Origin of the sequence: Amphibacillus xylanus NBRC 15112, assembly GCF_000307165.1 — a bacterium.
Lineage (GTDB): Bacteria > Bacillota > Bacilli > Bacillales > Amphibacillaceae > Amphibacillus > Amphibacillus xylanus.
In genome coordinates this window covers 667,514-693,754 of the sequence record NC_018704.1, presented here as the reverse complement: position 1 = coordinate 693,754, position 26,241 = coordinate 667,514, and the positions used below count along the sequence as shown (strand labels likewise).

The following is a 26,241-nucleotide window of genomic DNA, read 5'->3' as shown; positions in this document are numbered from 1 at the left end:
GATGTCCATTATACTTAGTTATAAATTTTTATTTATGCTTATCTTCCGTGACAATGTTTGTACTTCTTGCCACTTCCGCAAGGGCATGGGTCATTTCGACCAACTGTTTCCCCTTTAACAAATGGTGTCTTTTTCTTTTGTTTCTTAGATTGGTCACCTGTAACTGCAGTCGCATTCTTAACAACTTCTTGGCGCTCAAGATTATGACGAACTTGTGCTTTCATAATAAAGCGAGCGACTTCTTCATTAATCGATTGAACCATTGCTTCAAACATTGCGAAACCTTCCATTTGATACTCATTTAACGGGTCATTTTGTCCATATGCACGTAAATGAATACCTTGGCGAAGTTGATCCATTGAATCAATATGATCCATCCATTTCGTATCAACTGTTCTTAATACAATGACTTTTTCAAATTCGCGCATTTGCTCAGAACCAAGTTCTGCTTCTTTTTCTTGATACTTCTGAACAACTTTTTCCATGATTGTTTCTTTAATTACTTCTGGTTCTTTATTTTCAATATCTGCTTTTGTTAAATAGTTAGACTCAACTAAGTTTGCATGAACATATTCAATTAAAGCATCTAAATCCCAAGCTTCTCTGTCCTCATCAGATGTATACATGTCTACAGTATCATTAACAACTTCCTCAATCATACCGATCACAACATCATATAAGTTTTCTGAATTAAGAACATCGTAGCGCTGTTGATAAATGACCTCACGTTGTTCTCTTAAGACATCATCATAAGCAAGAACGTTCTTACGTGCATCAAAGTTATTACCTTCTACACGTTTTTGTGACGATTCAACTGCTTTAGAAACCATCTTACTTTCGATCGGTTGAGAGTCATCCATATTCAAGCGGTCCATCATTGCTTTCATATTATCCGAACCAAAGCGACGCATTAAATCATCTTCCATTGATAGATAAAATTGTGATTCACCTGGGTCACCTTGACGACCTGAACGACCTCGAAGCTGATTATCAATACGACGAGATTCATGACGTTCTGTACCGATAACTGCTAAACCACCAAGTTCTTTAACACCTTCACCTAGTTTAATGTCGGTACCACGTCCAGCCATGTTAGTTGCAATTGTTACAGCAAATTTCTCACCTGCATTTTCAATAATTTCCGCTTCTCTAAAGTGGTTCTTAGCGTTTAAGACGTTATGCTTAACCCCAGCCTTCTTTAGTAATTTAGAGATTAATTCAGATGTTTCAACTGCAACAGTACCAACGAGCACTGGTTGACCCTTTTTATTTCTCTCTTTAATATCAGCAACAACGGCATTAAATTTACCTTCCATCGTTTTGTAAATTAAGTCTGGTCGGTCATTACGAACAACTGGTTTATTAGTTGGAATCGCAAAAACATTCATATTATAAATGTTACGGAATTCTTCTTCTTCCGTTTTTGCTGTTCCCGTCATACCAGCTAGTTTATTGTACATTCTGAAATAGTTCTGGAATGTAATTGATGCTAATGTCATACTCTCATTTTGAATTGGTAATCCTTCTTTTGCTTCAATCGCCTGGTGTAGTCCATCACTATATCGACGTCCCTCCATCAATCGACCCGTAAACTGGTCAACTATAACCACTTTACCTTCTTTAACAACATAATCCATGTCACGGTGCATCGATACGTGTGCTTTTAGTGCCTGATTAATATGGTGAGTCAATGTAACGTGATTCAAATCAAAGAGGTTATCTACGTTAAAGAAGTTTTCAGCTTTTGTAATTCCTTCTTCACTTAATTGTACACCTTTAGTTTTCACGTCATAAGTGTAATCAACTTCTTTTTTCAGTGTGCGGACAAATGTGTTTGCTTGCTGATAAAGTGCAGCCGACTTACGCGCTGATCCTGAAATAATTAATGGTGTTCTCGCCTCATCAATTAAAATAGAGTCGACCTCATCAATAATTGCGAAGTTTAATGGGCGTTGTACCATTTGTTCTTTGTAGAGAACCATGTTGTCTCTTAAGTAATCGAAACCAAATTCATTGTTCGTTCCATAAGTGATATCAGCTTGATAGGCAGCGCGCTTTTCAGTTTTGTTCATACTATTTACGTTTAAACCAACTGTTAAGCCAAGGAACCTAAAGAGTTCACCCATCTCTCTTGCGTCACGATCCGCTAAGTATTCGTTAACAGTGATGATATGAACACCTTCACCTGTTAATGCATTTAAGTACGCAGGCATAGTTGAAGCTAAAGTTTTTCCTTCCCCTGTCTTCATCTCTGCAATATCGCCACCATGTAAAACGATCGCTCCCATTAATTGAACTGGGTATGGGCGCATATTTAATACTCGTTTTGACCCTTCGCGAACAACAGCATAAGCTTCTACTAATAAGTCATCTAAAGTCTCTCCAGCTTGATAGCGTTGTTTAAATTCATCTGTTTTTGCTACTAACTGTTCATCTGTTAGTTTTTCATATTCTGGTTCTAGTGCTTCAATTTGATCTACAATCTCTTGAAGTTCTTTTAATTTTCGTTCATTACTATCAAATATTCGTTTAAGTAAACCTAGCATCTTTTATACGCTCCTCTACTTCCAAAAATAGCTTTTTAAAGCTAAATAACTAACCCTTATCATACCACTTACATGCTTTTTATACAATGTTTATCCATATTATGACTTGCAACTAAAGGTTAACTATATTTTATCAAAGAAAAAAAGGATCAGCTTATTTACTAAGCTCATCCTTTCTAAAAGTAGATGATTTTATGCGTTATTTTTTTTCTTTGATGAGATGTCTAGCCAAACCGCTAAAATAAGGATCAAACCTTTTACGATATATTGCCAGAATGGTGCTAAGTTCATCATACTCATTCCGTTATCGATACTTGTCATAATGAGTGCACCTAATAATGAACCGACGATCGTTCCAACTCCACCCATTAAGCTCGTACCACCAATGACAACAGATGCAATTGCATCCATCTCATACATATCACCAGCACTAATTGTTCCTGCATTCAAACGGCTCGTTAAAATGATACCCGCTATGGCTGATAAAGCACCCATAATGATAAAGATATAAAGCACGTTACGTTTAATATTAATACCTGATAATTTCGTCGCTTCTTCGTTACCACCGATAGCATAAATATGACGACCAAACTCTGCTCTAACTTGTCATGATACAACATATATGAAGAACCAGGATTAGCTAAAACCGCATCTAATGCAATGATTGCCTCACTGTACGACTCAGAGAATTCACTTAGATCTCCAATTGTTTTCCCGATTCCTGCAATCAATTTTGCTTTTCTTTCTAAACGATTAAATTGTTGAATAATGCCGCGGACAATCTCTGCTTTTCGATCTTGATGATTAGTACCTATATTTTTATCTGCGATGAACACTGATACTTGAAAGCCGATTAAAGGTCCTGTAATAATGGCTTCTGTTTGACCTTTAAGAGTATATTTAAGTTGCTTGTATAAACTTGGTTTATCATCACTTTGATAAAATTGAGCATCAGTTTCAAATGAAAATACTGCGACAAATCCGGCCGTTTCATTTAAATTGAGCCAGTTACCTCACTCTTCAAAATGATGTTCAGGTAATGAATTGTGATCACTCGATAATTCTGCAATTTGTTGTTCATACTTTACTGTTTCAATAAAACGGTATATTGATAGAAACAAGCCTAGAATAAAACAAATGCTTAATATTCCATAGACAATATATCTTCTAATCACGGCTATCATCTCCTTTCTTATATTATATATGTTAACGCTTACTTAATCGAGCAAAAGAAAAACGTATCCCTACCAAAGAGATACGTTCTTACTCATTAATATTCTAATACACTCTCGATAACGCCTAGCATTTCTTCAACGTGTGCTTTTTCGATTAAAAAGTCACTTTCATGATCAATAAATGCAGCATAGTGATCTTCGTCATAATCTACTAATTCTAGCGCAATTTCTTTCTGCCCATCTTCTAGTTCAACTGTTGATGTAATTACAACATCTGGTTTACCATAAGTAGCTCCCTCTGATGAACCAGCAGAACGAAGACCTGCAATAGCTGTATATGCCTCTCTAAAGCCTTTTTCAAATAAGAATTTATCATCGACTTTGAAGTAAGTATTCTCTTCATCTTTCTCAACTGTTATATCTACTTTCAGTGAGTCTGAGTCAATAGATAAATGACTTAATGAATCTAGCGCTAAAATCTTCACATAACCATCATGGAATGCAGAAGCAGATTGTTGATACAATTCTAACCACTTATTAGAAATAGTAAATAAATCATTGCTTCCTTCAATTCTTGCATATGTCTCATCATCTGTTGCTGATTCGCCAACAACTAATGTAAGTTTATCTTCAGCAGTAATGAAATCTATTGTGAAATCACTTGAATCTAATCCATAGGTAGACCAATCGGTCATATCCTTCTCAAGCAATTCTGTCATTCTCATCGTTTGCAAGCTTTCAGTTAATTCCTGTTTCTTAGCATAGGAAATATTATGGTAATGCTTGTAAGGCTCGGCAATAAACCAACCTGCGACATTAGCTTGTGTTTCCTCTTCAGGATATGGACTATTCGTTGTTAAGTTAATCACATCAGATTGATGATTAATCTGAATTGATTCAATATTTCCTGCTGGCCATGGTAATAGTGCAGTATCAAGATACTTAACCACATCTAACGGGAAATAATCAATCATCATCTTTTCAATTATGTAAATTCCATCTACTCCATCACCTTGAACCTCAACATAATAACCTTCACCAGTTGGGTCAGGATAACCTAGTGCGACACGTTTATAACTGTTATCGGCATAATCAAGACGAATGACTAGACTCGGAAAATCTAAACCAACACTTTGTCTCTTAACCTGAACCTTCTCCCCAGCCCACTGATTCAATACTGCCAATCCCTGTGTAACAGCGAACTGATCAGTTTCTTCAAGTCGGTCGTGAACAAGCCACTCATCGCCATTGTTTTCGATTACAAAACCATCATCACCACGCACTGTCAATTTATTAATTTCATCATTGGTATTGAAAAATCGAATTAGATTATCTTGAGTTGATTCGATAGCTTTCATAGCCAAAAACACACTTAAAATAGCAACAACTGCAATTCCTACACCCCAAATAACTTTTTGCTGTGTAGCCGAAAATCTCTGTTTCTGTTTGGACGATTTCTTCATTGTCAGCACCTCTAAGTTCCTCTAGATTAAACAAGCTCCAATTGCCTATTTAAATTAGATCTATTATTTATATCACCAAGATATTTTAAAAAGACAAGTTAGATCTAGGTAAATCTACCCAATCATAAATGTCCCTTCCGGTAAAATTATATCAACTGAGCAAATGTTTGTCTACCAGCTAAACAAACTCCATAGAATTGTATAATTATTTATGTTAAAGTAAATAAAGGCTATATTATCTAAAAATTTTAAAATGATAGAGAGTGAGTGTCATTATGAGTCGGACGTGGAATCAATATGTTGTTAAACAGGAAAATAAAACACTCGTTTTAACTACAATTATGAACCATACCCCGATATCAAGAGCAAAAGTTGCTAAAATAACGGGATTAAATAAAGGGACCGTTTCATCATTAGTTAGTGAGCTTATTGATGAGGAACTCGTTGAAGAGTCTGGACCGGGAAAATCGAGTGGTGGACGTCGACCAGTTATGTTGCTGTTTAATGGTAATGCTGGTTATTCAATTTCTATTGAATTAGGAGTTGGATACATATTAGGTGTGATTACAAATCTAAATGGAGAAATTATTGTAGAAGAAAAGATTCAATTACAAACAACACACTATAAAACTATTTTCCCGATGATGATTAATTTAATTAGAGGATTGATGAATCAAGTACCGGAAAGTCGCTATGGTGTCATCGGAATCGGTGTTGGTGTTCCTGCAGTCGTCAGTCAAAAGGGTGAGATTTTACTCGCACCTAACTTGTATTGGAAAAATGTGAAGTTAAAAGAAGAATTAGAAGCAGTTTTTGATATACCTGTTTATATTGAGAATGAGGCCAACGCTGGCGCCTATGGTGAAATGCGCTATGGATCTAGCCAAAATTCACGCCATACGATATTCGCAAGTATAGGTATTGGTATTGGTGTCGGAATGGTTTTAGACGGGAAGTTATATCACGGGCTGAATGGTTTTGCTGGTGAATTAGGTCATATGACAATTGAAAAGGATGGAAAGTCATGCCGCTGTGGCAATTCTGGTTGCTGGGAACGTTATGCATCAGAGCAAGCATTGATTGATGAGGCACTGAATCGTGGACTCATTGATGAAGGTCAGTCTGAGCCGTTTGAACAGCTTATTCAACTAGCAGATGAAGGCGATAATCATGTGATCGAATTATTTAATGAAATTGCTACTTATATTGCAATTGGTCTAACAAATTGTATTAATATATTTAACCCAGAACACGTCATTATTGGAAATCGGTTAATGCGTGCTAAAGAATGGTTTTATCCAGTCATCGAGTCATATATTTTAGACCATGCAATTGGATTTCATCAAAACAAGTTAAAAATTGACTCAGCAAAACTCGGTCATCATTCGACTGTCGCAGGAATGGCAGCCTTTACAATTGAGGGGTTTTTATTAAATCAGCGAAATAACTTGGTATAATCAATATTGTATTAACGTATTACGATAGATGTACTTATTTAACGAAAGAAAATAGCATCAGAGAGCTGAAATTTAGCTCACTGATGCTATAAATTTATCTTACATAAATTTTAATGATTATCATGCTTTTTAAATTACTTTACTAATTCATCGCGCTTTATTAAGTAATAATTAATTCGGTTCAATTAAACCATATTTACCATCATGTCGACGGTAAACAACACTTGTATCCCCTGTATCTGCATTTGTAAAGACAAAGAAATCATGACCTAACATATCCATTTGTAAGATTGCTTCCTCAGAATCCATTGGCTTTAAGTTAAAACGTTTTGTTCTGACGATTTCAATACTATCGCCATCATCCTCCTGTTCAACTGAGTTTGTTTCTAGCTCAGCAAACATGTACTTAGCATTGCCTTTTTGACGAGTTCTACGGTTAATTTTCGTTTTGTGCTTTCTAATTTGACGTTCTAACTTATCTACTACTAAGTCGATGGCAGCATATAAATCCTCATGCTTTTCTTCCGCTCTTAGTAATAAATTCGTCATTGGAATCGTGACCTCAATCTTCTGTTCTTCATTATAGACACTTAAATTAACTTTGACATCTGATGTAGGTGACGATTCAAAGTAGCGTTCAAGCTTGCCCACCTTCTTCTCTACATATGCTTTAATAGCATCTGTCACCTCAACATTTTCACCTCTGATGTTATAATTCATAAAAGTGTCCTCCTTTCTTTATCTATAGTACTCTTTTTCCCTGTTCTTCAATAAATTAAACTAGGAAAAACAGGATAATGATGTGATAAAGCGCTTATGTATAGTATACCAAAAAACTCCCCAAGTTTCACTTGGAGAGTCTCTTTTTTTATTTTTTCTTATCCCAATAAGTTCCATCATTACTTGCGACATGACGATAAGGATCAAGATATTTCTCAGATGATGACTTTTGTCTTTTTACATCTCTTAATTCACTCTTAAGTTCTAAAAATAAATGATCAAGCTTCAATTGAATTTCTTTATCCTTTTCCATAATAGATTGTGCAGTCTTAGCGTCTGTTTCTGAATAAGGTGGTTTTATGTCCTTTAATAAATTCTCACGTTGATCTAGAAATTGATTGATTTCATTTAACACTTGTTCACGATTTTTCACAGTAACAGGCTGTTCAAGTAATTGAGCAAGCTTTTGTGTTACACGATTTAATTCATCTAGCTTTTTCATTATGCTTGGACACCTTGTTTATACTCACGAGTACGTGTTTGTTTAATAACTTCCTTCCACGTATCACGAAATTCCTCAACTAAATTAGCTGCTTCGTCTAATGAATTTAAATCATTTTTGATATTAGCTTCAATTAGTAACTGATTAATATAATCGTATAATGGCATAATATCTTTAGCGATCGGTGCACTTTGATCGAGAGTTACCATTAATTCTGTAATGATGTTTTGCGCCTTTTGAATATTTGTATTCTTAAGCTCCATATTCTGCTCTTCTATACCTTTTTTCCCATACCTAATAAACTTTAAGCAGCCATTGTAGAGCATCAATGTCAATTCCGCGGGTGATGCTGTGTTAACTGAATTATTTATATAGGCTTGATAGGGTTGTTGTACCATATAATTTACACTCCTTGTTTGAAATCATTTTTACCATTGTTGATTGAACTGACTAAATAAGTAATTAGATTGTTCATTCATACGTTGGATGGCTGATTCCATTGCCGAGAACTGGCGCCAATATCGATCTTCCGTTTGTTTTAAGCGACGTTGAAATGCTTCAATCCGCTCATCCATTCCTTTTAAGCGACGACCAAGTGCATATTGATGTGGTTGGTGAGTTGATCGGCCTGCTTGATGATTGATTCGTTCAGTCGTTTTATCAACAGCATCTTCTAAGCGATTAATAATGCCTCGTTCTGAGCCCGTAGCATTATTAGAAAATAAACGATAAACAGCATCAGGGTCTTCTTGTAGTGCTGCTTTCAATTTATCTTCATCTAGCTCTAACTTACCACCATCCATATAGTTAGTTGTTGTTTTAATCCCAATTTGTGAAAAGTGTGTGAAACTACTATCAGTTGTGACTCTGCCAGTCCACGCCTGACGCATTTGTGATAGAGCGTTTGTTAGAATTGGATCACGTCTTAATAAACCGCTACGTGCTTTTTCTTCCCATAATTCAATTTCGCGATCGCTCATTTCTTCCATTTGTTCAGATGTCAATGGTGGATAATCACGATAATACGTTTCCGTCACTTTTCCATTAATCTTCTCAACAATTTCATTATATTTCTCAACAAATTCTTTAATTTTATTAAATGTAGCATCAGTATCATTACTAATATTAACATACGTACGTTCTGTAACATCATTAAAGGTAAATGTAATGCCATTTAACGTTGTTGTGTTTGTTTTTGACGTCAGTTCGATACCATTATATTCGAAGACAGCGTCAGTGCCACCTTTCTCATTACCATATCTAATAACATTCCCGTCACTGTCCGTTACTGGATCTGATTTCAAGCCGAAAATGTCTCCAAAGAAGTTACCCATAAAGCTAATTTCATTTTCATCAGTAATTCCTTTAGCATCCATCACTTCTTCTAAAGATACATTAAAATCAATCTCTGGACCATTCGAGTTAAATTTACCTGCGCTCGTTCTTTCCATAATAACACGATCTGCTTGAACATCATAAAAAGCACGAACACCAGCATCCTTGAGATTGGTGATTTTCGTTAATACGCTATTTAACGTATCTTCATCAGTTATATCAATTGTATGAACTTCGCCTTCTCGGTTATTATGGTATGTTTTAAAGGCAATTGTTTTAGGGAATTCTCCACCTAATTTTTCTCCTAGTTGCTCACTTAACGGTGTAAATGGGTTAAGTTTATCAACCCCTAATAAATCCGAAAGAGTTCCTTCTGTTGCATTAATTGCACTTGTTGCTAAGCTCTTAACAGCGATATTATAGCTTCCTGCTGATGCAGTTGCTGCAGCTGTAGCTGTAACTGCTTGATTTGATGAAGTAGCTGATTTCGTATTGTATGTTCTACTTAATTTCATATCAAGCATCATATTGTCGAGTTCGAGTAACATTGAATTAACGTCTCTAAAAGCATCTCGTTGCCACTCAATTCGAGTCTTGTCCTGTTCTAGTTTATCTAAAGGAATTCGTTCTGCTTTCATTAAGTCTTTAACGATACCGTCAATATCCATTCCAGTAGCTAAACCACCGACTCTCATTCCCATCTGTTGTCACTCCTTTTAAATTTTTTCGTCAATAATAAGTCCCATAAATTCTGCCATTGCAGCATACATATCCAACATTTGCTTAGGAGGGATTTCTCTTACGATTTCTTCCGTTTTTGTATCGATTACTTTGACATAATATCGGTTCAGTTTATCATGTAATTCAAAGCGAATCGATCTATTTATCGGTTCTAAGAAATCATTTAACCCCTCGATCATTTCTTCAATCTTAGCACGTTCAACAAGTTGATTCCCATGTGTTCTAGCTTGAGTATACAATGTTTTTTGTTGAAGTACACCATTTTTGTTTGTTTGTGCATTTTCAATTTCTGGTTTAGTATCTATATTTTGAGATTGTCTATTTGGTAACGAAGCATAATTTGTTCCAGAGATCACTTTACTTACATCCATGGTTATGCCAGCTCCTCTACAGTTTTCTTTCTTCTTATATCGGCATAATCATAGAAGTGTTTAAGATTTCTTGATTAATCAAAGTACTATTTTTTTCGTTATTACATAATCACATAGAGAAAAGTAGCCGGACTAGATTTCAATCGGCTACTTTTACTAAACATTTGCTTACTTATTTTATATCATATCATTGACGGCGACGACCGCCGAAGATCATAATTAATCTTAATAATTGTAATACAGCAACCAATGTACTTGCGACATAAGTGAGCGCTGCAGCATTTAAAACTTTATTAATACCATACTCTTCATTCCTTGCAATTAAGCCCATGGATACTAATTCATTTTTCGCACGTGTACTCGCATTAAACTCAACTGGTAGTGTAACTACTTGGAATAATACGGCGGCTGCAAACAAGCCAATACCAATTCCGATTAATGGTTCGAAGCCTGAAAAAATAAATCCTGAAACTAAGAAAATTGGCGCCATTCTTGAACCTAAATTGGCAACAGGTACTAACGCTGTTCTAAACCTTAACATGAAGTATCCTTGATCGTGTTGGATTGCGTGACCAACCTCGTGAGCTGCAACAGCTAAAGCAGCAAGCGAAGATCCACTATAAATGGCATCTGATAAGCGAACTGTCTTAGTTCTTGGATCGTAGTGGTCACTTAATAGTCCATGTCTAGATCGTTCAATTTTAACATCATATAGACCGTTCTGATCTAGTATCCGACGAGCTACCTGAAGACCAGTAACTTGAGCACCGGACTGAACTCTTGAGAACCGATCAAAGTTATTTTGCACATTTGCTTGCGCCCACATGGCAATTCCAAACGCAACTAAAATTAATAAATACATTGGGTCAATACCCATAGGATAAAAGTACATTATGAATTCCTTCCTTTACATAGTTTAACTTTTTTTACAACTTGTGCATTAACCCCTTGTTTAGTTAATGTCATTGCAAGCTGCCTCATTACAGATGGTTTTTCTGTTTTAAAAAATATCGACTGTCCCTTAGTAAAATTAACAATTGAGTTATAGTTACTCAAAAGTAGTCACCTCAGTTTATATATTTGTCTTTATTATAGACAACTATTATGAACTGAATATGAACTAAGACATTTTTTCTAAAAAATTTTTATTGAATTGGCAAACGGACAAAAAAAGTTGTGCCAATCCCCTTTTGGCTGACGAGATCGATTGAGCCATTATGAATCTGAATGATCTTTTTCGTAATCGATAAACCAAGACCATTTCCACTGCTAAACTCAGATCGGGATCGGTCAACTTTATAAAAACGATCAAACAAATATGGGATGTCTTTTTGATCGATTCCAATTCCTGTATCATTAATCCGGACAACAATGTCTTGATCGTCCTTATAAAATGAGATATAAATCTCCCCATTCTCACGGTTATACTTGATTGCATTGACAATGAGATTGAGCCAAACTTGTTCCATTAAATCTTGATTAGCATAAATATATGTCTTGCTTAAATCAAGTTCAACGGAGATATTTTTTTCACGCCATAAAGGTTCAATTGATAAAATGACACGCCTAATTTGTTCATCTAATCGATACGTTTCAAGTTTGATTAAATCTTTCTCAGCATCTAATGAGGCCATTTTCAGTAAATTGTTAGATAATCGTGATAAACGATCAACCTCTTGATAAATAATATCTAAGTAGTCTTGTTGATTTTCTTCAGATACTAATCCGTCCCTTAGAGCCCCTGCATATCCCTTAATAGAAGTTAATGGTGATTGCATTTCATGAGAGATATTACTAATAAATTGCTTACGGACTTCCTCCATATTCTCTAATGCCTCAGCCATATTATTAAAGCTATGCATAAGCCGACCTAATTCATCTTGTCGATCAGTAGGTAATCGTGTTGAAAAGTCACCTGTTGCTAATTTTTCACTTGCTTTTGTAATTGATCGAATACTGTCAACGAAATATCGTGATAGTAATAAAATTAATAAACTACCAATACACAACACCAACATAAGGGTTTGCATCGTTAACCGGCGGGTGTCCTTTACTGTGCTCGACAGGTCAAGTTTAATAAACAATGCTTCTGCACCTTCAATATTTGAAAGTCTTGTCCCAATATACCGTGTAGCATCTTGCCTTTTGCTTGCAAAAGAAATCACTTCATTTGGTTGAAGTTGTTGGATTTGGACAATCATGTCATCTGTCACAAAATCTGCAATCATATCTGAGATAATTGGTTGACCAGATAAATCAGTTAAAACTGGATCGATCCCAAATTGGTTAAACAGCTCAACCAATTCCGGAATTGACTCTTGATCTACAATCTGAAGTAATCCCTTCACATATTGAGATACACGGCCCATTTCACTTTCCAAAATAACATCTTCTTGAATAAATCTTGACGAAAAAATAAATGAACCAAATAAACTAACGATAACACCGACGATAAATGCGACAACAAATTTCCAATATAAACTATTGCGCAATTACGTCACATCCTCTAAACGGTAGCCTAGCCCTCTTACAGTGGTGATTTTTAATTCCTTAAAGGGAGCTAATTTTTCACGTAATCGTTTAATGTGGACATCTACCGTTCGTTCATCACCTTCATAATCAAAGCCCCATATCTTTTCAACTAATTGGGCTCTTGTAAAAATCCGGCCGGGTTCAAATGATAGCTCCAATAGGAGTTCACACTCTTTCCTTTTTAGCTCAACGGTTGTTTCACCATCAGAGACAATCAATCGATCCAAATCAATTTCGATCGTACCAATTCGATTATTTCTTTCTACATTAATGTTATACCTTTTTAGTAGAGCTTTTACTCTTAATACGAGTTCAATTGGGTCGAATGGTTTAACTAAATAATCATCTGTACCTGCCTCAAAACCAGAGACTTTATCTTCTGAAGCACCTTTAGCTGTTACCATAAGGATCGGTATTGAATAGTATTGTCTTATTTCCTTTGTTAACTCAATACCATCCATTTTTGGCATCATAATATCAACGATCGCTAAATCAATCGGATTTTGCTCGAGCTTTTCAATTGCCTCATATCCATTTCTAGCTTCAACAACTTCAAAGTGATGATTCTTTAAGTATAATGCTATTAATTGACGGATATGGTCATCATCATCAACAACTAATATGACTGCCATCTTCTTCACACCTTCCAAAACATCGATACGTAATTTTATTAAGATTTTTCTTCAGAATAAATATGTAATATGATACTGTTTAGCTTATCACGTCTGCTTTTAAAGTGCTATAAATTACACAATCGAAATGATAAGTTAGCAATAATTCTAAAAGAAAAAACAGACATCAAGTGTGAATTAGAACACTTGGATGTCTGCTAATAAGTTATGCATCAATGTTAAATTAAAATAGCTCGCTTAATTTGCTTAAGATAAAGATATCTAACGATTAAGTAATAAATGACCTGAATGACAAAGAAGCTACCGAGCACGCTACTTGCTACTATCGTTAAATCGTAATTAAAGAAGTGAGAGAGCGCTGTTAATGCGACTGCTCCATGAACAAGTGCAACAATAATTGGGGCGAAAAATAAAATACACGTTTGACGACTAATCACTTTATTCAACTCTTTTTCTGATAAACCGATTTTAGCAATTGAAGCAAATTTAACTCTATCTTGGTCGAGATCTGTGAACAGTCTGAAGTAAAGAAAACTACCTGCTGATACGAAGAAGACAATTCCGATAAATAAACCAATAAATAATATCGGACCGTATGCTTTATTTATCATGTAAAACATATAATCAAATGCCTGAAAAGCATAAGTATAATTCAATGTCTCCGTTAATTCTTCCCCAACCTCAACTAGCGACTTCTGATCAGCTTTTTCTGCTGACCAAACATTATGACTGTAAACATCTAATGGCTGTGGAAGATTTTCATAATCTTGATCTGACACAATAAAATGAATTTCCATTTCAGTAATGACATAATGATCAATGACATCTACTAAGTCAAGATTTTCTCCCATTTCCAATTGCTTAAGCGTAGTGTTAATTTGCTCATCACTATAATCACCAATTATGGCTTCACTTTGTCTGACACCAATGACTTGATTAGCCTCAAGCTCAACTTTTTCTGCACCCAGTACTTGTGCAAATTGATTATAGGTTGATTGATTAGTAATCAGCACAGATTGATTATTTTCTATTTCATAATAGCCAAACTCTGCACTGACTTTTGATGCGGATATTCCCCGTTCCTCTAACATCTGGTCAATCATTTTCAGATCATGTTCAAGATCTTCTGCTGTTTGATGCTTAGATTCAATATAGGTAAACGAATAAGGATTAATATCACGAGCCCCATTAATTAAATAAGATTGTAGACCAAATAATGTACCAATCGCACTAAACGACACAGTTGAAATCATCGCTACCATAAAAAATGTCCGCGCATTATCTTTCATTCGAAAAGATAAATCGGAATATAAAATCATATTCGTCTTCTTCCAAAATATCAGTTTGCGTTTTTTAATAAAGTGAATTAAATAGACGCTTAACTGAGTAAACAGAAAATATGTCCCAATCATAACTATGACAATAACTGGAATCATAACAACTAATACTTCTAATCCTCTTGCAATTAAAGCCGTTGAATAACCAATACTTAATAAGACAAGCGCCAAAATTGCTAACCAAATCGATGCTTTTGGTTCTTTTTTTGGTTGTTGATCAGCTTTAATCAATTCAATCAGCTTTTTAGTTCTTAGTACAAAAGTGATTGCGAATGAAATCACTAAAAACAAGAACAAGAAAGAAACAAATGTAAGTACAATCGCCCAAAACGGAATATAGAAATACAAGGTTTCTTCAATGACTAATACTTTTTCAGCAATCATGAGAATTAATTTCGAAAATACTAATCCTGTTAAAATTCCAATTGCTGTTGCAAGTGTACCAATCAACATATTTTCTAAAAAGACCATTAACCGAATTTGATGTGTGGTCATGCCATGTAGTGATAATAAACCAAATTCCTTTTTTCTCGTTTGTAGAAATGATCCCATTGAATAAAGCACAAAGAAAAACGAGAATATATAAATGATGCCACCAGCAACACTCATCCCAAATAACGCATAATCATTAACTTTACCAAGTGATAACGCTGGGTGAAATGCAAACATGGCAAAGGTAAAGAAGATCATCACTGTAAACATACTACTTAAAAAATAAGCGCCATAGATACGTTTGTTACGGACAACATTATTAATCACGAATTGACGAAAAGTCATGATCATGCCCTCCTAAAAAGGAGAGTGTATCAATGATCTTTTGGAAAAAGGCCTTTTGATTTTCTCCTTTATGAATTTCCGAATAAAACTGACCATCTCGAATAAAAATAATTCGATCAGCATAGCTGGCTGCTTGAGGATCATGTGTAACAAGTAATAATGTTGCTTTTTCCTGTTGATTTAACTTTTTTAACATTTCCATGACATCATGAGACGCTTTCGAATCTAAATTACCGGTTGGTTCATCTGCAAGCAACAGCTTCGGTTGATGAATCATCGCTCTGGCAATTGCTGCCCGCTGTGCCTGACCTCCTGAAACTTCATATGTGCGCTTATTCAAAATTGAGCTTATCCCCAATTTTTCAGCGATCTCATCTGCCTTTTGAACCATCTCTTTTACACGTGTACCGTCAAGCGTCAATGGCAATACAATATTTTCTTTAATCGTGAGTGTCGGTAATAAATTAAAGTCTTGAAAGACAAACCCAAGCGAACGACGACGGAACTTTGCTAACTGATTACGATTTAATTGATATGGATCCTTTCCTTCAATTAATATTTGACCGGTTGTCGGCTGGTCAATTGTCGCAACCAAGTTTAATAGTGTTGTTTTACCACTACCAGACGGTCCCATCACCCCAACAAATTCTCCCGCTTCAATTTGTAAATTAATATCTGATAGTGCGCGATAGGCCACTTTACCTTGATAAATTTTACTTACATTTTTAATTTTAAGCATGACGACTTTCCTCCTCAATCAAACTGATAACTCTATCCTAACCTGTTTCAGACTAATTAAGGATTGATTTATCTTTCAATTACCTTACACTTTTGTAAGGTAACACTGTAGTTTTATGATAGTGTTTGAGCTTCAGTAAAGTAAATTCGAAAAGTTGTCCCAACATCTACATTTGATTCGACTTCAATCTCGTGTCCAAGATAGTCAATGACTTCTTTTACTAAGTAAAGCCCCATTCCAGTCGATTCACGAAATTTCCGACCATTATCTCCCGTGAAAAAGGATTGATAAATTCGTTTGATATCATGACGCGCAATACCAACACCATAGTCAGTAATCTCAATGAACGCTCTTTTAGTAGCTGTTTGTTCAATTTTTATATCAATACGATTACTTCTACCATCTGTATATTTAACAGCATTATGTAAAAGCTGATCAACGATAAAAAAGAGCCACTTCTCATCAGTTTCTACTGTTATATCTGAACTCGCCACAGTCAGATGAGGATAAACATTATTTCGTATATAAAGACGTTTGTTTTCTTGATTAACCGCTTGAATCAATTTGTTTAAGTTAACAGGCTTAATTTGAAAATCTTCTTCAATCGTCCGCATCCGTGCCATATAAAGAATCGTTTCTAACCCTTTCTTCAATCTATCAGTCTCTTCTCGAATATTTGAAGAGTCTGGTTCATCTAATTCTTTTGCTGATAACTCTATGACAGAAAGCGGTGTTTTCATTTGATGAACCCAGCGATCAATAAATTTTAAGTGATTTGCTTGATCTTCTTCTACCTTATTGATTTGCTCGATAAATAATTGATAAGATGAATGCATAATCTGATCAACCGCTTCACCAAGTGGTGTATGATCTGTTTGTTCCAGTAATTGTTGTAAATCTGTTACTTGAGTCGTTAACTTTTTATAGACATAACGTCTTCGATAATAATAAAAACCTAAATATGTAACTATTACAAATAGACTGATAAAGATGCCGTATACCAAAATCGGAATGTTGTCATAACCGCTTAAAACAATTACTAAACTAAATAAACCGATTTGAATAGCTTGAAATAACATGAATCCTGCAAAATCTTTAATAAATAACTTCATAACTCATTCTCTTCCCATACTTTATTTAGTCGATATCCTGATCCCCTAATCGTTTCAATCGCATCATTAATACCTAGCTCTTTTAGTTTTCTTCGCACTCTTGTCATATTGACATTTAGTGTGTTTTCATCAACAAATGCTTGATCATCCCATAACTTTTCTAAAAGGTCTTCCCTACCTGCTACCCTAGGGTGACGTTCGATTAATAATTCGAATATATTTGTTTCATTTTTTGTTAATTCTACGTTAGCGTCAAAAAAATGCAACTCGTGACGTTCTGGATATAGCTTCAAGCCTGCTAATTGTAAGACTCTTTCTTGTTGGTTACTTGCATACTCACCATAAGCACGTCTTAATTGACTACGGATTTTAGCCATGACAATATCAGGTGAGAATGGTTTAGTAATATAATCATCTCCACCATTTTCAATCGCCATAACTTGATCCATTTCACCAGTTCTGGCTGAAATAAATATCACTGGACAAATTGAAAATGAGCGAATTTGGCGACACCAATAAAAGCCATCATAGTAAGGCAAGTTAATATCTAATAAAACAAGATCAGGATTAAAGGCTTGAAAACTATCAATAATCCTCTCTAAATCGGCAACGATCTCTACTTGATAATTATATTTTTCAATATATGATGCTAAATAAGTTGCGATTTTAGGATCATCTTCAATAATCATAATTTTACTCATCATACACACCTCTACTTACCTTATATTTTTTCATTTGATGTTGATCTGATTTTTGTTAAAGTTACCATAAATATAACATAAAAATTGTTCCATTTAATGACTATCCCATTACATTTTACTAAATAAACAATATTTTTGTTTCTAGGTTGTATTGAATGAAATTAATCGGATAAGCTAACCAAAAAAGGACTGTGAATTTTATGTATACAACAATTTATCTGTTATTAATGATGAGCTATATTGGTCTATTTATTTGGGGGATACTCCTGTTTCGTCGACAAAAACATATCGACCTTACAGTTGTGCTACTACTCGTTATTTTCGGATTAATTTATGATAATTTCATCTTAAGTATGGGACGTGTGATTGGTGAAGGCCAATTTCTATTAAATTTAACTTATCTTCGTTTTTGGCTTCATGCGTTATTTACTCCTTTACTTATTATTTTCGTCTGGAAAATTAGTGAGAAAGTTGAGTTAAAATGGACAAAAAGCGAAACATCTAAAATGTTTATCGTGCTTTTAACAATTGGATTAATCATATACGAATGGTACCAAACATTTAGAGAACTTAAACTTGAGCCTAAGTGGGAACAAGATGTACTGATGTATGAGAGTGCAGGTGAACAAGGGCTTCCCATTATGGTATTAGTTACAACCTTCATCGTTGGTTGGGTCGGTGTTTTACTGTGGAAACATCAAAAGTACCGCTGGTTGTTTATTGGCACTGCCGCAATGGTTGTTGGAAGTATTCTAGGCGTTTGGTTTAAAACCTCACCCATTATGAATATATTTGAGTTGATTTTTATCCTCTCACTCCTATTAACGAAAAAGTATCAAATTAAAAGAACATCCTCTCCTTTTGCTTAACTAGGCTATTATTTAATCCTCTATTCAGGGGATTTTTTTATTGGTAAAATAATTATTAACTCATTAGGCAACGCATTTTACATCTTGGCTTTTTTTACTATATAATGATTACATGTCATGACATGATTAGACAAATTTTTTATCGAAAAGGGGCTCGTCTAATGAATAACAAGATCAAAATAGGTATTGTTGGGTATGGTAACCTAGGTAAAGGTGCAGTTGAAGCGATTCATACGACAAATGACCTTGAATTAGTTGCCATATTTACACGTAGAAACCCTGAAAACTTAAAACTCAATATACCGAATGTAAAAGCATTACATGTCGATGATGCTGAAAAATATAAAGACAAAATCGATGTAATGTTACTTTGTGGTGGATCTGCAACTGATTTACCAGAACAAGTTCCACACTTTGCTCAATTCTTTAATACTGTAGATAGCTATGATAATCATGCACAAATCCCTAATTTTTTTCAATCAGTTAATGAAGTTGCCCGCCAAAATCAGACGACTTCAATTATCTCAGTAGGCTGGGATCCAGGTTTATTTTCAGTTAACCGAGTAATGGCGGATGCAATCTTACCTAACGGAGAAAATTATACATTCTGGGGCAAAGGATTAAGTCAAGGCCACTCTGATGCGATTCGCCGCGTAAATGGTGTTAAAGATGGTGTCCAATATACGATTCCTTCTGATGAAGCGATTGAAAAAGTAAGAAGCGGAGTCAATCCAACACTTGAAACAGCTGACAAACATATCCGAGTATGTTATGTCGTACCAGAAGAAGGAGCAGACCGAGCAAAAATTGAACACGATATTAAAACAATGCCAAATTATTTTGCAGACTATACGACAGACGTATATTTTATTACTGAAGAAGAATTAGCACGTGATCATTCCAAAGCACCACATGGCGGTTTTGTGATTCGTGGTGGAGAAACAAGTAATGGTCATAAACATATTTACGAATTTTCATTAAAGCTTGATAGTAACCCAGAGTTTACTGCAAGTGTCCTTGTTGCATATGCACGTGCAGCATACCGCTTAAATCAAGAAAAACAATTTGGTGCCAAAACCGTATTTGACGTTGCACCAAGCTATATCTCACCACGATCAGCCGAACAATTACGAAAAGATTTCTTATAAAATATTGATGAAGAGGAACTTTAAGATTATTAAAGTTCCTCTTTTTATTTGACATCGAAAAATTTACGGTATATAATTATCTTGAATTCGAGATAATTTAATATAAAATTTATTTGATAATAATAGGAGTGAGATATATGAGTAAACAAACAACTGGGATCCACCATATTACTGCAATTGTTGGCCATCCTCAAGAGAACGTTGATTTTTATGCAGGTATATTAGGTTTAAGGTTAGTGAAAAAGACGGTCAATTTTGATGATCCGGGTACTTACCATCTATATTTTGGTAACGAAGGTGCAGAGCCTGGAACAATAATTACTTTCTTCCCATGGATTGGTGCATATCAAGGTGAAATCGGTGGTGGACAAGTCGGTATCACAACATATGCCATTCCAGAAGGAACAATGTCATTTTGGAGAGAACGATTAGAAAAGTTCAATATTACTGTTAATGAGTTATCACGTTTTAATGAAGACTATTTACAATTTGAAGATCCACATGGATTAAAACTGGAGTTAGTTGAGCGCTCTGGTGGAAAATTGAATCATCGTACTTTTGGCGATATTACGCCCGAGGTTGCCATTAAAGGATTTGGTGGAGCGGTTCTATATTCTACTAACTCGGAAAAAACATTAAATATCCTAAAGGAAACAATGGGATTGAATCAAATTGATGAAAATGATGAATATATTCGTTTTCAATCTAGTGGAGAAATCGGTAATATTATCGATGTCAAGAAAACAAATGTCCCTCGCGGAAGAATGGGAGTTGGAACTGTCCACCATATCGCATGGCGTGCTAACGATAAGGAAGACTTGTTAGCTTGGCAAGATTATGTTGCTAATAAGGGTGAGTTTGTCACAGAAGTTAAGGATCGAAACTATTTTAATGCGATTTACTTTAGAGAAGCTGGTGAAATCCTTTATGAGATCGCTACTGACCCTCCAGGATTTGCACACGATGAGTCATACGAGACAATGGGTGAGGCTTTAAAATTACCACCGCAATATGAAAGTCACCGTGAAAAATTAACAAGAACTTTAGTACCAATTGAAGTTAGAGAATTAGATTAGGAGGCATCATTGTGCTATCATTTGATCCAAAAGAAATTTCTGAACGACAAAATTACAAATTTTTAATCGGCACAGTCATCCCGCGTCCAATTGCCTTTGTTACAAGTATTAGTGAGGATGGTGTCGTAAATGGTGCTCCATTTAGTTATTTTAATGTCGTATCATCGAATCCACCAATGATTTCAGTAGCCGTTCAACGAAAAGCTGGCCAAATGAAAGATACAGCTCGAAACATTGTAAAACAAAAAGAATTTGTAATTCATATCGTTGATCATGAAAATGTAGAAAAAGTTAATGAAACTGCAGCAAATTTACCACATGATGAGAGTGAATTGACACGTGCAAATTTAACGACAGTTCCAAGTAAAAAGGTTACCGTACCAGGCGTAAAAGAAGCGAAAGTTCGCTTTGAATGTGTACTCGAGCAAGCAATCGAGCTCGGAGAAAATGATGAAGTTGGCGTTGACCTATTAATTGGTAAAATCGTTCATTATCATATTGATGAGTCAATTTATCAATCGGATCAACGGATAGACGCTGACAAGTTAGCAGCAGTCAGCCGATTAGCAGGGAATAACTATGCAAAAATTGGTGAAATTTTCGAAATTGAACGACCGGATTAATTTATTTAAAAGAACTGGCACATACGCCAGTTCTTTTTTTATCATGATATATTAGTCCGTTTGGCTTTTATCTCCTTTTTATGCTCGTTCGCGCATACATTTAAAAATACGAAGAACAGTGTGTGAAGAAACAGCAACTCGATTACCAATAGTTTTCATTGATTGTAACTCTTTTAATTCTCAAGCGATATGGCTTTTTATCAAATTAGATATGTAACAATGCTTATCTACTAATGATGTTGATGCAGTAAACATTTGATCACATACCTTACAATAAAAACGTTGTTTTTTTAAACGTAGCAGTACAGGTTGAAAGATAATATAACCTAGCTTGATTGTAGATGTTTTTGTCCCATGTTTAATCACGGAGTGATTTTCATTTTTTACACCGCATTTTTCGCATGCTTTAGGTGTATATGTTAGGCGCGCTTGAAAAACTTGATAAGTAACACCATTTATCTGTTTGTCCGGAAGTTTTAAATTTTCTTCGCAAAAAGTAATGTTTTCGTCTTTAATATTAAATATTTTTCGTATACACTGAGCGTAGGCTAGGTAGATTCTCCTTTAAATGGGTTTTCGTCGACTTAATGATAAAGGAATCTACTGGTCTTTTTCTATGAAAACACAAAAAAAGGTGTCAGCGAATTCGAAAAAAAAGAACTCACCAACACCAAAAATTATAGAACCGAAAAAACAGCCTGAAATCTTCAAGCTGTTTCTTAAAACTATTCCGCATTCAAATCAATTAGGAACGAGTCTAATTCTGTTGTTCTCTTTTTCGGCTTAACATATAATTTCAATCCGTTGGGTTTATCTTCAGCCACTCTTAAATAAAAAACTTTCCCACCTTGATCACGGATATACAGTATTTCTTCTTCCTTACTAAAGCTGGCACCGTCAAATCTTAAACGTAGACTCTCACTTAATAACGGGTTGAACTGATTAATGCCAACATAGATTTGATTCGTTAGAGGATCGTACCAGACTCCAGTTTCAATTTCAGAAAAAAGTGTTGGATTCTTAACCGGCATTATTTCATAGTCTCTAGTTTCAACTGGTGTCAACTCAGCTTTAGTATACTCATTGGAAGGTGCCGCGTCCCTAATATCAAGATATAACAAATACGAAAATACACAAACAACAGCAGTTAGTATCGCAACGTACAATTTTTTTGATTGTTGAATTTTCCTTTTTAACTTTTGTTTTTGCTGATAGCGATCTAAATCTTGCTGTAGTTGCCGTTCTAAGTGAATCGATGGTTTTGGCACGTTTTCATCAGCTAATAAAGATTGCCAGCTTAACCACTCAGTCTGACACCGTTCACAGCTATACAAATGCCGTGATACAAACTTAGCTTCATGATCAGACAGTTTATCTAATACATAATCAATTAACTGCTCATCCGTTAGATGCTGCTTAACCATGACCTTCACCCCGATCCGAATCTATCCACTGCAAGAGTATCTTTTGTTTGCGCAAATGATTTAACCCATAACGTACCAGTGACTTTATTGTTCCTAGAGGGCGTTTAAACTTTTCCGCCAGTTCTTTTTGTGTCTTTCCTTCAAAGTAAGCGCCATAAATCACTTCTCGCTGTGCCTTAGGAATATGGTTTAAGGCTGCTAAAATAATCTCGTGTTCCATTTTTGATAATGCAGCAACTTCAGCAGGTTGATCCTTTTCATAAGACATCAGAATCGCTTCAAACCTATCAATCAATAAAGGTTTCTTCTTTCTTAGATGATCTATCGCCCGACTTTTCGTTTTGATCGCAAGCCATGCTTCTACACTCCCCCGCTTCGGACTGTATTGATCAGCATTTTGAAATACATCTAAAAATATATCATGACAAACATCCTCAGCAGTTAACTGCTCACCAATAACATTAAAAGCAATTCTAAAGACGTAATCACTATAAAGCTGATAAAATCGATTGAACGCCTCTCTAGAGCCTTGAGCCATATCTAAAAGTAAGTAATAACTCGTTTGCTGGTTTTCCACGTCATTCCCTCCTCACTTTACTCTGAAAGATCATTTAGCGCTCTGATCTAGCGATTAAAATAAATTTCCATGAAAAAATGACAGATAGAATAAACCAAGGCATCTACTATATTAAGATTTTTCTATTCTAATCATAATTTTATAAAAAAATTATTAAAAATCAAATCCATTTGAGAGAGCTAATCGTAATTATTATGAAGGCGTTTTAATTCATGCCCAAAAATCTGTGAAAACAAAGGGAGGAAAAAAATCATGAAAAAGAAAATTTCAATTATTTTAATGACTTTACTAATGATTGGAGGCATGCTTGGTTTTAGTCCGACTGAAGTGGCAGCAGAAGTGAACATGTATACACCTTATACTGGGCTGTCGACAACACCAGGTGAATCGATCAACTATTCTGTTGATGTTAAAAATACTAGCTCATCTGTTGCCCACGTTTCATTCTCGTTGAAAAACTTGCCTGATGAATGGACAAGCAAAATTAGAGCTGGAGGCCATGACATTCGTCAGCTATCAATTGATGCAGACAGTTATCAAACAATTAGCTTAGACATTGAGATTCCCCTACAAGTAGAAAAAGGAGAATACAAGTTTGACCTCGTCGCACGTGGAAGTAACGGTGTTGAAGCTACACTACCATTCTTAGTTGAAGTATCAGAGGAAGGAACATACTCGACAGAATTAACGATTGATCAACCAAACCTAGAAGGACACACTGATGCAACATTCTCTTACAAGTTTAATCTAAAAAACCTAACAGCAAATGAACAGAACTATTCATTAAGTTCAGAAGTACCTGCAGGCTGGCGTGCACAATTTAAAGCAGATGGAAATGCTGTCACATCTGTTTCATTAGAGCCTGGAGCAAATAAAGATATTGATCTTGACCTTATTCCAGCCGAAACAGCGAGTGCAGACACATATGAAATTCCTATCAAGGCATCTGCAGGAGGAACCGCTGCTGAAACAACACTTGAAGCAGTCATAACCGGATCTTATGACATTGATATTACGACACCAGACGGTAGATTAAATACCGATATAACAGCTGGGCGAAGTAAAATGATTGAATTAATTGTCCGAAATATTGGGACAGCAACATTAAATGATGTATCAATCACATCATCAACACCACCTAACTGGGAAGTTGAATTTGACGAATCTGAAATTGAAGTCTTAGAAGCTGGTGAAACAAAAATAATCAAAGCAAAAGTTACAGCGGCTGATGATGCTATTGCCGGAGACTATGAAGCTTCATTCTCTGCCAAAGCAGCAGAAACATCTGATAATGCAGTCTTTAGAATCTCTGTAGAAACATCAACATTATGGGGACTTATTGGCATAGCAATTATCCTAGCTGTATTCGGCGGACTGTTTTACTTATTTAAAAAATACGGGAGGAGATAATTGTGACCGAACCAATTATTCAATTTAATGATCTGACCAAAGTATATGATAAAGAATATGCAGTCGATCACCTCTCTCTCTCAATCAATAAAGGCGAAATTTTTGGTTTATTAGGCCCAAACGGTGCTGGTAAGTCAACGACTATCCTTATGACACTTGGGCTTAGCGAACCTACTTCAGGTACAGTAACCGTTAACGGAATTAACTCAACGAATCATCCGATTGATGTTAAGAAAATTGTTGGTTATTTACCTGATGACGTTGGATTTTACCACCAAATGACCGGATTAGAAAACTTAATGTATACAGCTAGTTTAAACGGAATGGATAGAAAAGAGGCGAAAGAAAGAGCACTTCATCTACTAGAGCTTGTCGGCCTAACAGATGCAAAGGACAAACGAACAGATAAATATTCAAGAGGAATGCGCCAACGTCTTGGTTTAGCTGATGTATTAATGAAAAACCCACAAGTCATTATCTTAGATGAACCTACAATTGGTATTGACCCTGAAGGTGTTCGTGAATTACTCGGCTTAATTAAAGATTTAAGTAAGAAGGAACAGATTACTGTTCTGTTGTCATCACATGATTTACATCAAGTTCAAAGGATTTGTGACCGAGTCGGCATTTTTGTTAAAGGTAAACTACTAGCAACTGGAAATATTAACGATCTCGCACAACAGCTATTTAACGAAGATGCCTACCTTATTAACTTAGAGTATATCAGTGGTGACACAAACTTGATTGAGCAATTTAAAAACACAGCAGGTATTAATGAAGTTGAAGAGATTCACCCTGGAAAACTTAAACTACATTGTGAAGCAGATTTAACTAAGCAAGTAGCCAAAATTGTTTTTGAATCCGGTGCAGAATTAATTCAAATTAGTAAAAGTGACTATGGCTTAGATGAAATCTACCATCGATACTTCGAGGGGCGTGATCAAAGTGAAACTGCCTAATTTAGAGTTAACTAA

General features: G+C 35.3%; 25 protein-coding genes and 2 pseudogenes. 7 read left to right on the top strand and 20 right to left on the bottom strand.

All coding sequences use genetic code 11. The features are described 5' to 3' along the window. Positions 1–38 precede the first annotated feature (38 nt). The 5 genes and pseudogenes from secA to AXY_RS03535 all read right to left on the bottom strand — a co-directional run bounded on the left by secA (position 39) and on the right by AXY_RS03535 (position 5,184). Positions 39–2,546, bottom strand: coding sequence for a preprotein translocase subunit SecA (secA, locus tag AXY_RS03545; RefSeq protein WP_015009405.1), 2,508 nt, complete (start codon positions 2,544–2,546; stop codon positions 39–41). A gap of 192 nt (positions 2,547–2,738) precedes the next feature. Further along, positions 2,739–3,146 (bottom strand): annotated as a pseudogene (locus tag AXY_RS03540) (ABC transporter permease subunit); the annotation flags it as partial. A gap of 62 nt (positions 3,147–3,208) precedes the next feature. Then, positions 3,209–3,511 (bottom strand): annotated as a pseudogene (locus AXY_RS13165) (hypothetical protein); the annotation flags it as partial. Between the two features lie 48 nt (positions 3,512–3,559). Next, complete coding sequence (locus AXY_RS12730; RefSeq protein ID WP_015009403.1) at positions 3,560–3,721, bottom strand: hypothetical protein; 162 nt, start codon at positions 3,719–3,721, stop codon at positions 3,560–3,562. Positions 3,722–3,816: 95 nt separating this feature from the next. Beyond that, the gene (locus AXY_RS03535; protein WP_015009402.1) at positions 3,817–5,184 is read right to left on the bottom strand and encodes a DUF4340 domain-containing protein; all 1,368 of its coding nucleotides are present in this window, start codon (positions 5,182–5,184) and stop codon (positions 3,817–3,819) included. 275 nt (positions 5,185–5,459) lie between these two features. On the opposite strand from AXY_RS03535, the gene AXY_RS03530 reads away from it, so the two are divergent. After that, positions 5,460–6,641: an ROK family transcriptional regulator gene (locus AXY_RS03530; protein ID WP_015009401.1), complete on the top strand. Its 1,182-nt coding sequence runs from the start codon at positions 5,460–5,462 to the stop codon at positions 6,639–6,641. A 171-nt stretch (positions 6,642–6,812) separates the two neighbouring features. On the opposite strand, the gene hpf is transcribed toward AXY_RS03530, so the two are convergent. The 12 genes from hpf to AXY_RS03470 form a co-directional block, all read right to left on the bottom strand. Beyond that, positions 6,813–7,361, bottom strand: a complete 549-nt coding sequence (gene hpf, locus AXY_RS03525; protein ID WP_015009400.1) for a ribosome hibernation-promoting factor, HPF/YfiA family — start codon at positions 7,359–7,361, stop codon at positions 6,813–6,815. Positions 7,362–7,509: 148 nt separating this feature from the next. Further along, positions 7,510–7,863 (bottom strand): flagellar protein FliT, encoded by a 354-nt coding sequence (locus AXY_RS03520; protein ID WP_015009399.1) that lies wholly within the window; start codon positions 7,861–7,863, stop codon positions 7,510–7,512. After that, the gene (gene fliS / locus AXY_RS03515; protein WP_015009398.1) at positions 7,863–8,261 is read right to left on the bottom strand and encodes a flagellar export chaperone FliS; all 399 of its coding nucleotides are present in this window, start codon (positions 8,259–8,261) and stop codon (positions 7,863–7,865) included. The genes AXY_RS03520 and fliS overlap by 1 nt, the downstream gene beginning before the upstream one ends. Before the next feature lie 30 nt (positions 8,262–8,291). After that, positions 8,292–9,899, bottom strand: a complete 1,608-nt coding sequence (locus AXY_RS03510; protein WP_015009397.1) for a flagellar hook-associated protein 2 — start codon at positions 9,897–9,899, stop codon at positions 8,292–8,294. 15 nt (positions 9,900–9,914) lie between these two features. Further along, the gene (gene flaG / locus AXY_RS03505; RefSeq protein WP_015009396.1) at positions 9,915–10,310 is read right to left on the bottom strand and encodes a flagellar protein FlaG; all 396 of its coding nucleotides are present in this window, start codon (positions 10,308–10,310) and stop codon (positions 9,915–9,917) included. 187 nt (positions 10,311–10,497) lie between these two features. Continuing rightward, on the bottom strand, positions 10,498–11,202 hold the full coding sequence (locus AXY_RS03500) for a zinc metallopeptidase (RefSeq protein ID WP_015009395.1): 705 nt from the start codon (positions 11,200–11,202) through the stop codon (positions 10,498–10,500). Between the two features lie 253 nt (positions 11,203–11,455). Then, complete coding sequence (locus AXY_RS03495) at positions 11,456–12,802, bottom strand: sensor histidine kinase (RefSeq protein ID WP_015009393.1); 1,347 nt, start codon at positions 12,800–12,802, stop codon at positions 11,456–11,458. Continuing rightward, on the bottom strand, positions 12,803–13,474 hold the full coding sequence (locus tag AXY_RS03490; protein ID WP_015009392.1) for a response regulator transcription factor: 672 nt from the start codon (positions 13,472–13,474) through the stop codon (positions 12,803–12,805). A 218-nt stretch (positions 13,475–13,692) separates the two neighbouring features. After that, positions 13,693–15,588 (bottom strand): FtsX-like permease family protein, encoded by a 1,896-nt coding sequence (locus tag AXY_RS03485; protein ID WP_015009391.1) that lies wholly within the window; start codon positions 15,586–15,588, stop codon positions 13,693–13,695. Further along, positions 15,563–16,327 (bottom strand): ABC transporter ATP-binding protein, encoded by a 765-nt coding sequence (locus AXY_RS03480; RefSeq protein ID WP_015009390.1) that lies wholly within the window; start codon positions 16,325–16,327, stop codon positions 15,563–15,565. The genes AXY_RS03485 and AXY_RS03480 overlap by 26 nt, the downstream gene beginning before the upstream one ends. 113 nt (positions 16,328–16,440) lie before the next feature. Then, positions 16,441–17,439, bottom strand: a complete 999-nt coding sequence (locus tag AXY_RS03475) for a sensor histidine kinase (protein ID WP_015009389.1) — start codon at positions 17,437–17,439, stop codon at positions 16,441–16,443. Further along, positions 17,436–18,140, bottom strand: coding sequence for a response regulator transcription factor (locus tag AXY_RS03470; protein ID WP_015009388.1), 705 nt, complete (start codon positions 18,138–18,140; stop codon positions 17,436–17,438). Before AXY_RS03470 ends, AXY_RS03475 begins: the two co-directional genes overlap by 4 nt. 200 nt (positions 18,141–18,340) lie before the next feature. On the opposite strand from AXY_RS03470, the gene AXY_RS03465 reads away from it, so the two are divergent. The 4 genes from AXY_RS03465 to AXY_RS03450 all read left to right on the top strand — a co-directional run bounded on the left by AXY_RS03465 (position 18,341) and on the right by AXY_RS03450 (position 21,856). After that, on the top strand, positions 18,341–19,009 hold the full coding sequence (locus AXY_RS03465) for a hypothetical protein (RefSeq protein WP_015009387.1): 669 nt from the start codon (positions 18,341–18,343) through the stop codon (positions 19,007–19,009). A gap of 161 nt (positions 19,010–19,170) precedes the next feature. Further along, positions 19,171–20,157, top strand: a complete 987-nt coding sequence (locus tag AXY_RS03460) for a diaminopimelate dehydrogenase (protein ID WP_015009386.1) — start codon at positions 19,171–19,173, stop codon at positions 20,155–20,157. Positions 20,158–20,294: 137 nt separating this feature from the next. Beyond that, complete coding sequence (locus AXY_RS03455) at positions 20,295–21,233, top strand: ring-cleaving dioxygenase (RefSeq protein WP_015009385.1); 939 nt, start codon at positions 20,295–20,297, stop codon at positions 21,231–21,233. A gap of 11 nt (positions 21,234–21,244) precedes the next feature. Continuing rightward, positions 21,245–21,856 (top strand): flavin reductase family protein, encoded by a 612-nt coding sequence (locus AXY_RS03450; protein ID WP_015009384.1) that lies wholly within the window; start codon positions 21,245–21,247, stop codon positions 21,854–21,856. A gap of 180 nt (positions 21,857–22,036) precedes the next feature. On the opposite strand, the gene AXY_RS13160 is transcribed toward AXY_RS03450, so the two are convergent. From AXY_RS13160 to AXY_RS03440, 3 genes are all read right to left on the bottom strand, one after another. Then, positions 22,037–22,315: a transposase family protein gene (locus AXY_RS13160; RefSeq protein WP_407919034.1), complete on the bottom strand. Its 279-nt coding sequence runs from the start codon at positions 22,313–22,315 to the stop codon at positions 22,037–22,039. Positions 22,316–22,581: 266 nt separating this feature from the next. Then, positions 22,582–23,280 carry an anti-sigma factor family protein gene (locus AXY_RS03445; RefSeq protein WP_015009382.1) on the bottom strand — a complete coding sequence of 233 codons (699 nt, stop codon included), beginning with the start codon at positions 23,278–23,280 and terminating at the stop codon, positions 22,582–22,584. Further along, entirely contained in the window at positions 23,273–23,857 is a 585-nt protein-coding gene (locus AXY_RS03440; protein WP_015009381.1) for an RNA polymerase sigma factor, read from the bottom strand. The genes AXY_RS03445 and AXY_RS03440 overlap by 8 nt, the downstream gene beginning before the upstream one ends. Before the next feature lie 252 nt (positions 23,858–24,109). Here AXY_RS03440 and AXY_RS03435 point away from each other — a divergent pair, with 252 nt between their 5' ends. Together AXY_RS03435 and AXY_RS03430 are read left to right on the top strand one after the other, a co-directional pair. Next, positions 24,110–25,267 carry a COG1470 family protein gene (locus AXY_RS03435; protein WP_015009380.1) on the top strand — a complete coding sequence of 386 codons (1,158 nt, stop codon included), beginning with the start codon at positions 24,110–24,112 and terminating at the stop codon, positions 25,265–25,267. A gap of 2 nt (positions 25,268–25,269) precedes the next feature. Then, the gene (locus tag AXY_RS03430; RefSeq protein WP_015009379.1) at positions 25,270–26,226 is read left to right on the top strand and encodes an ABC transporter ATP-binding protein; all 957 of its coding nucleotides are present in this window, start codon (positions 25,270–25,272) and stop codon (positions 26,224–26,226) included. The last annotated feature ends 15 nt before the right edge of the window (positions 26,227–26,241 follow it).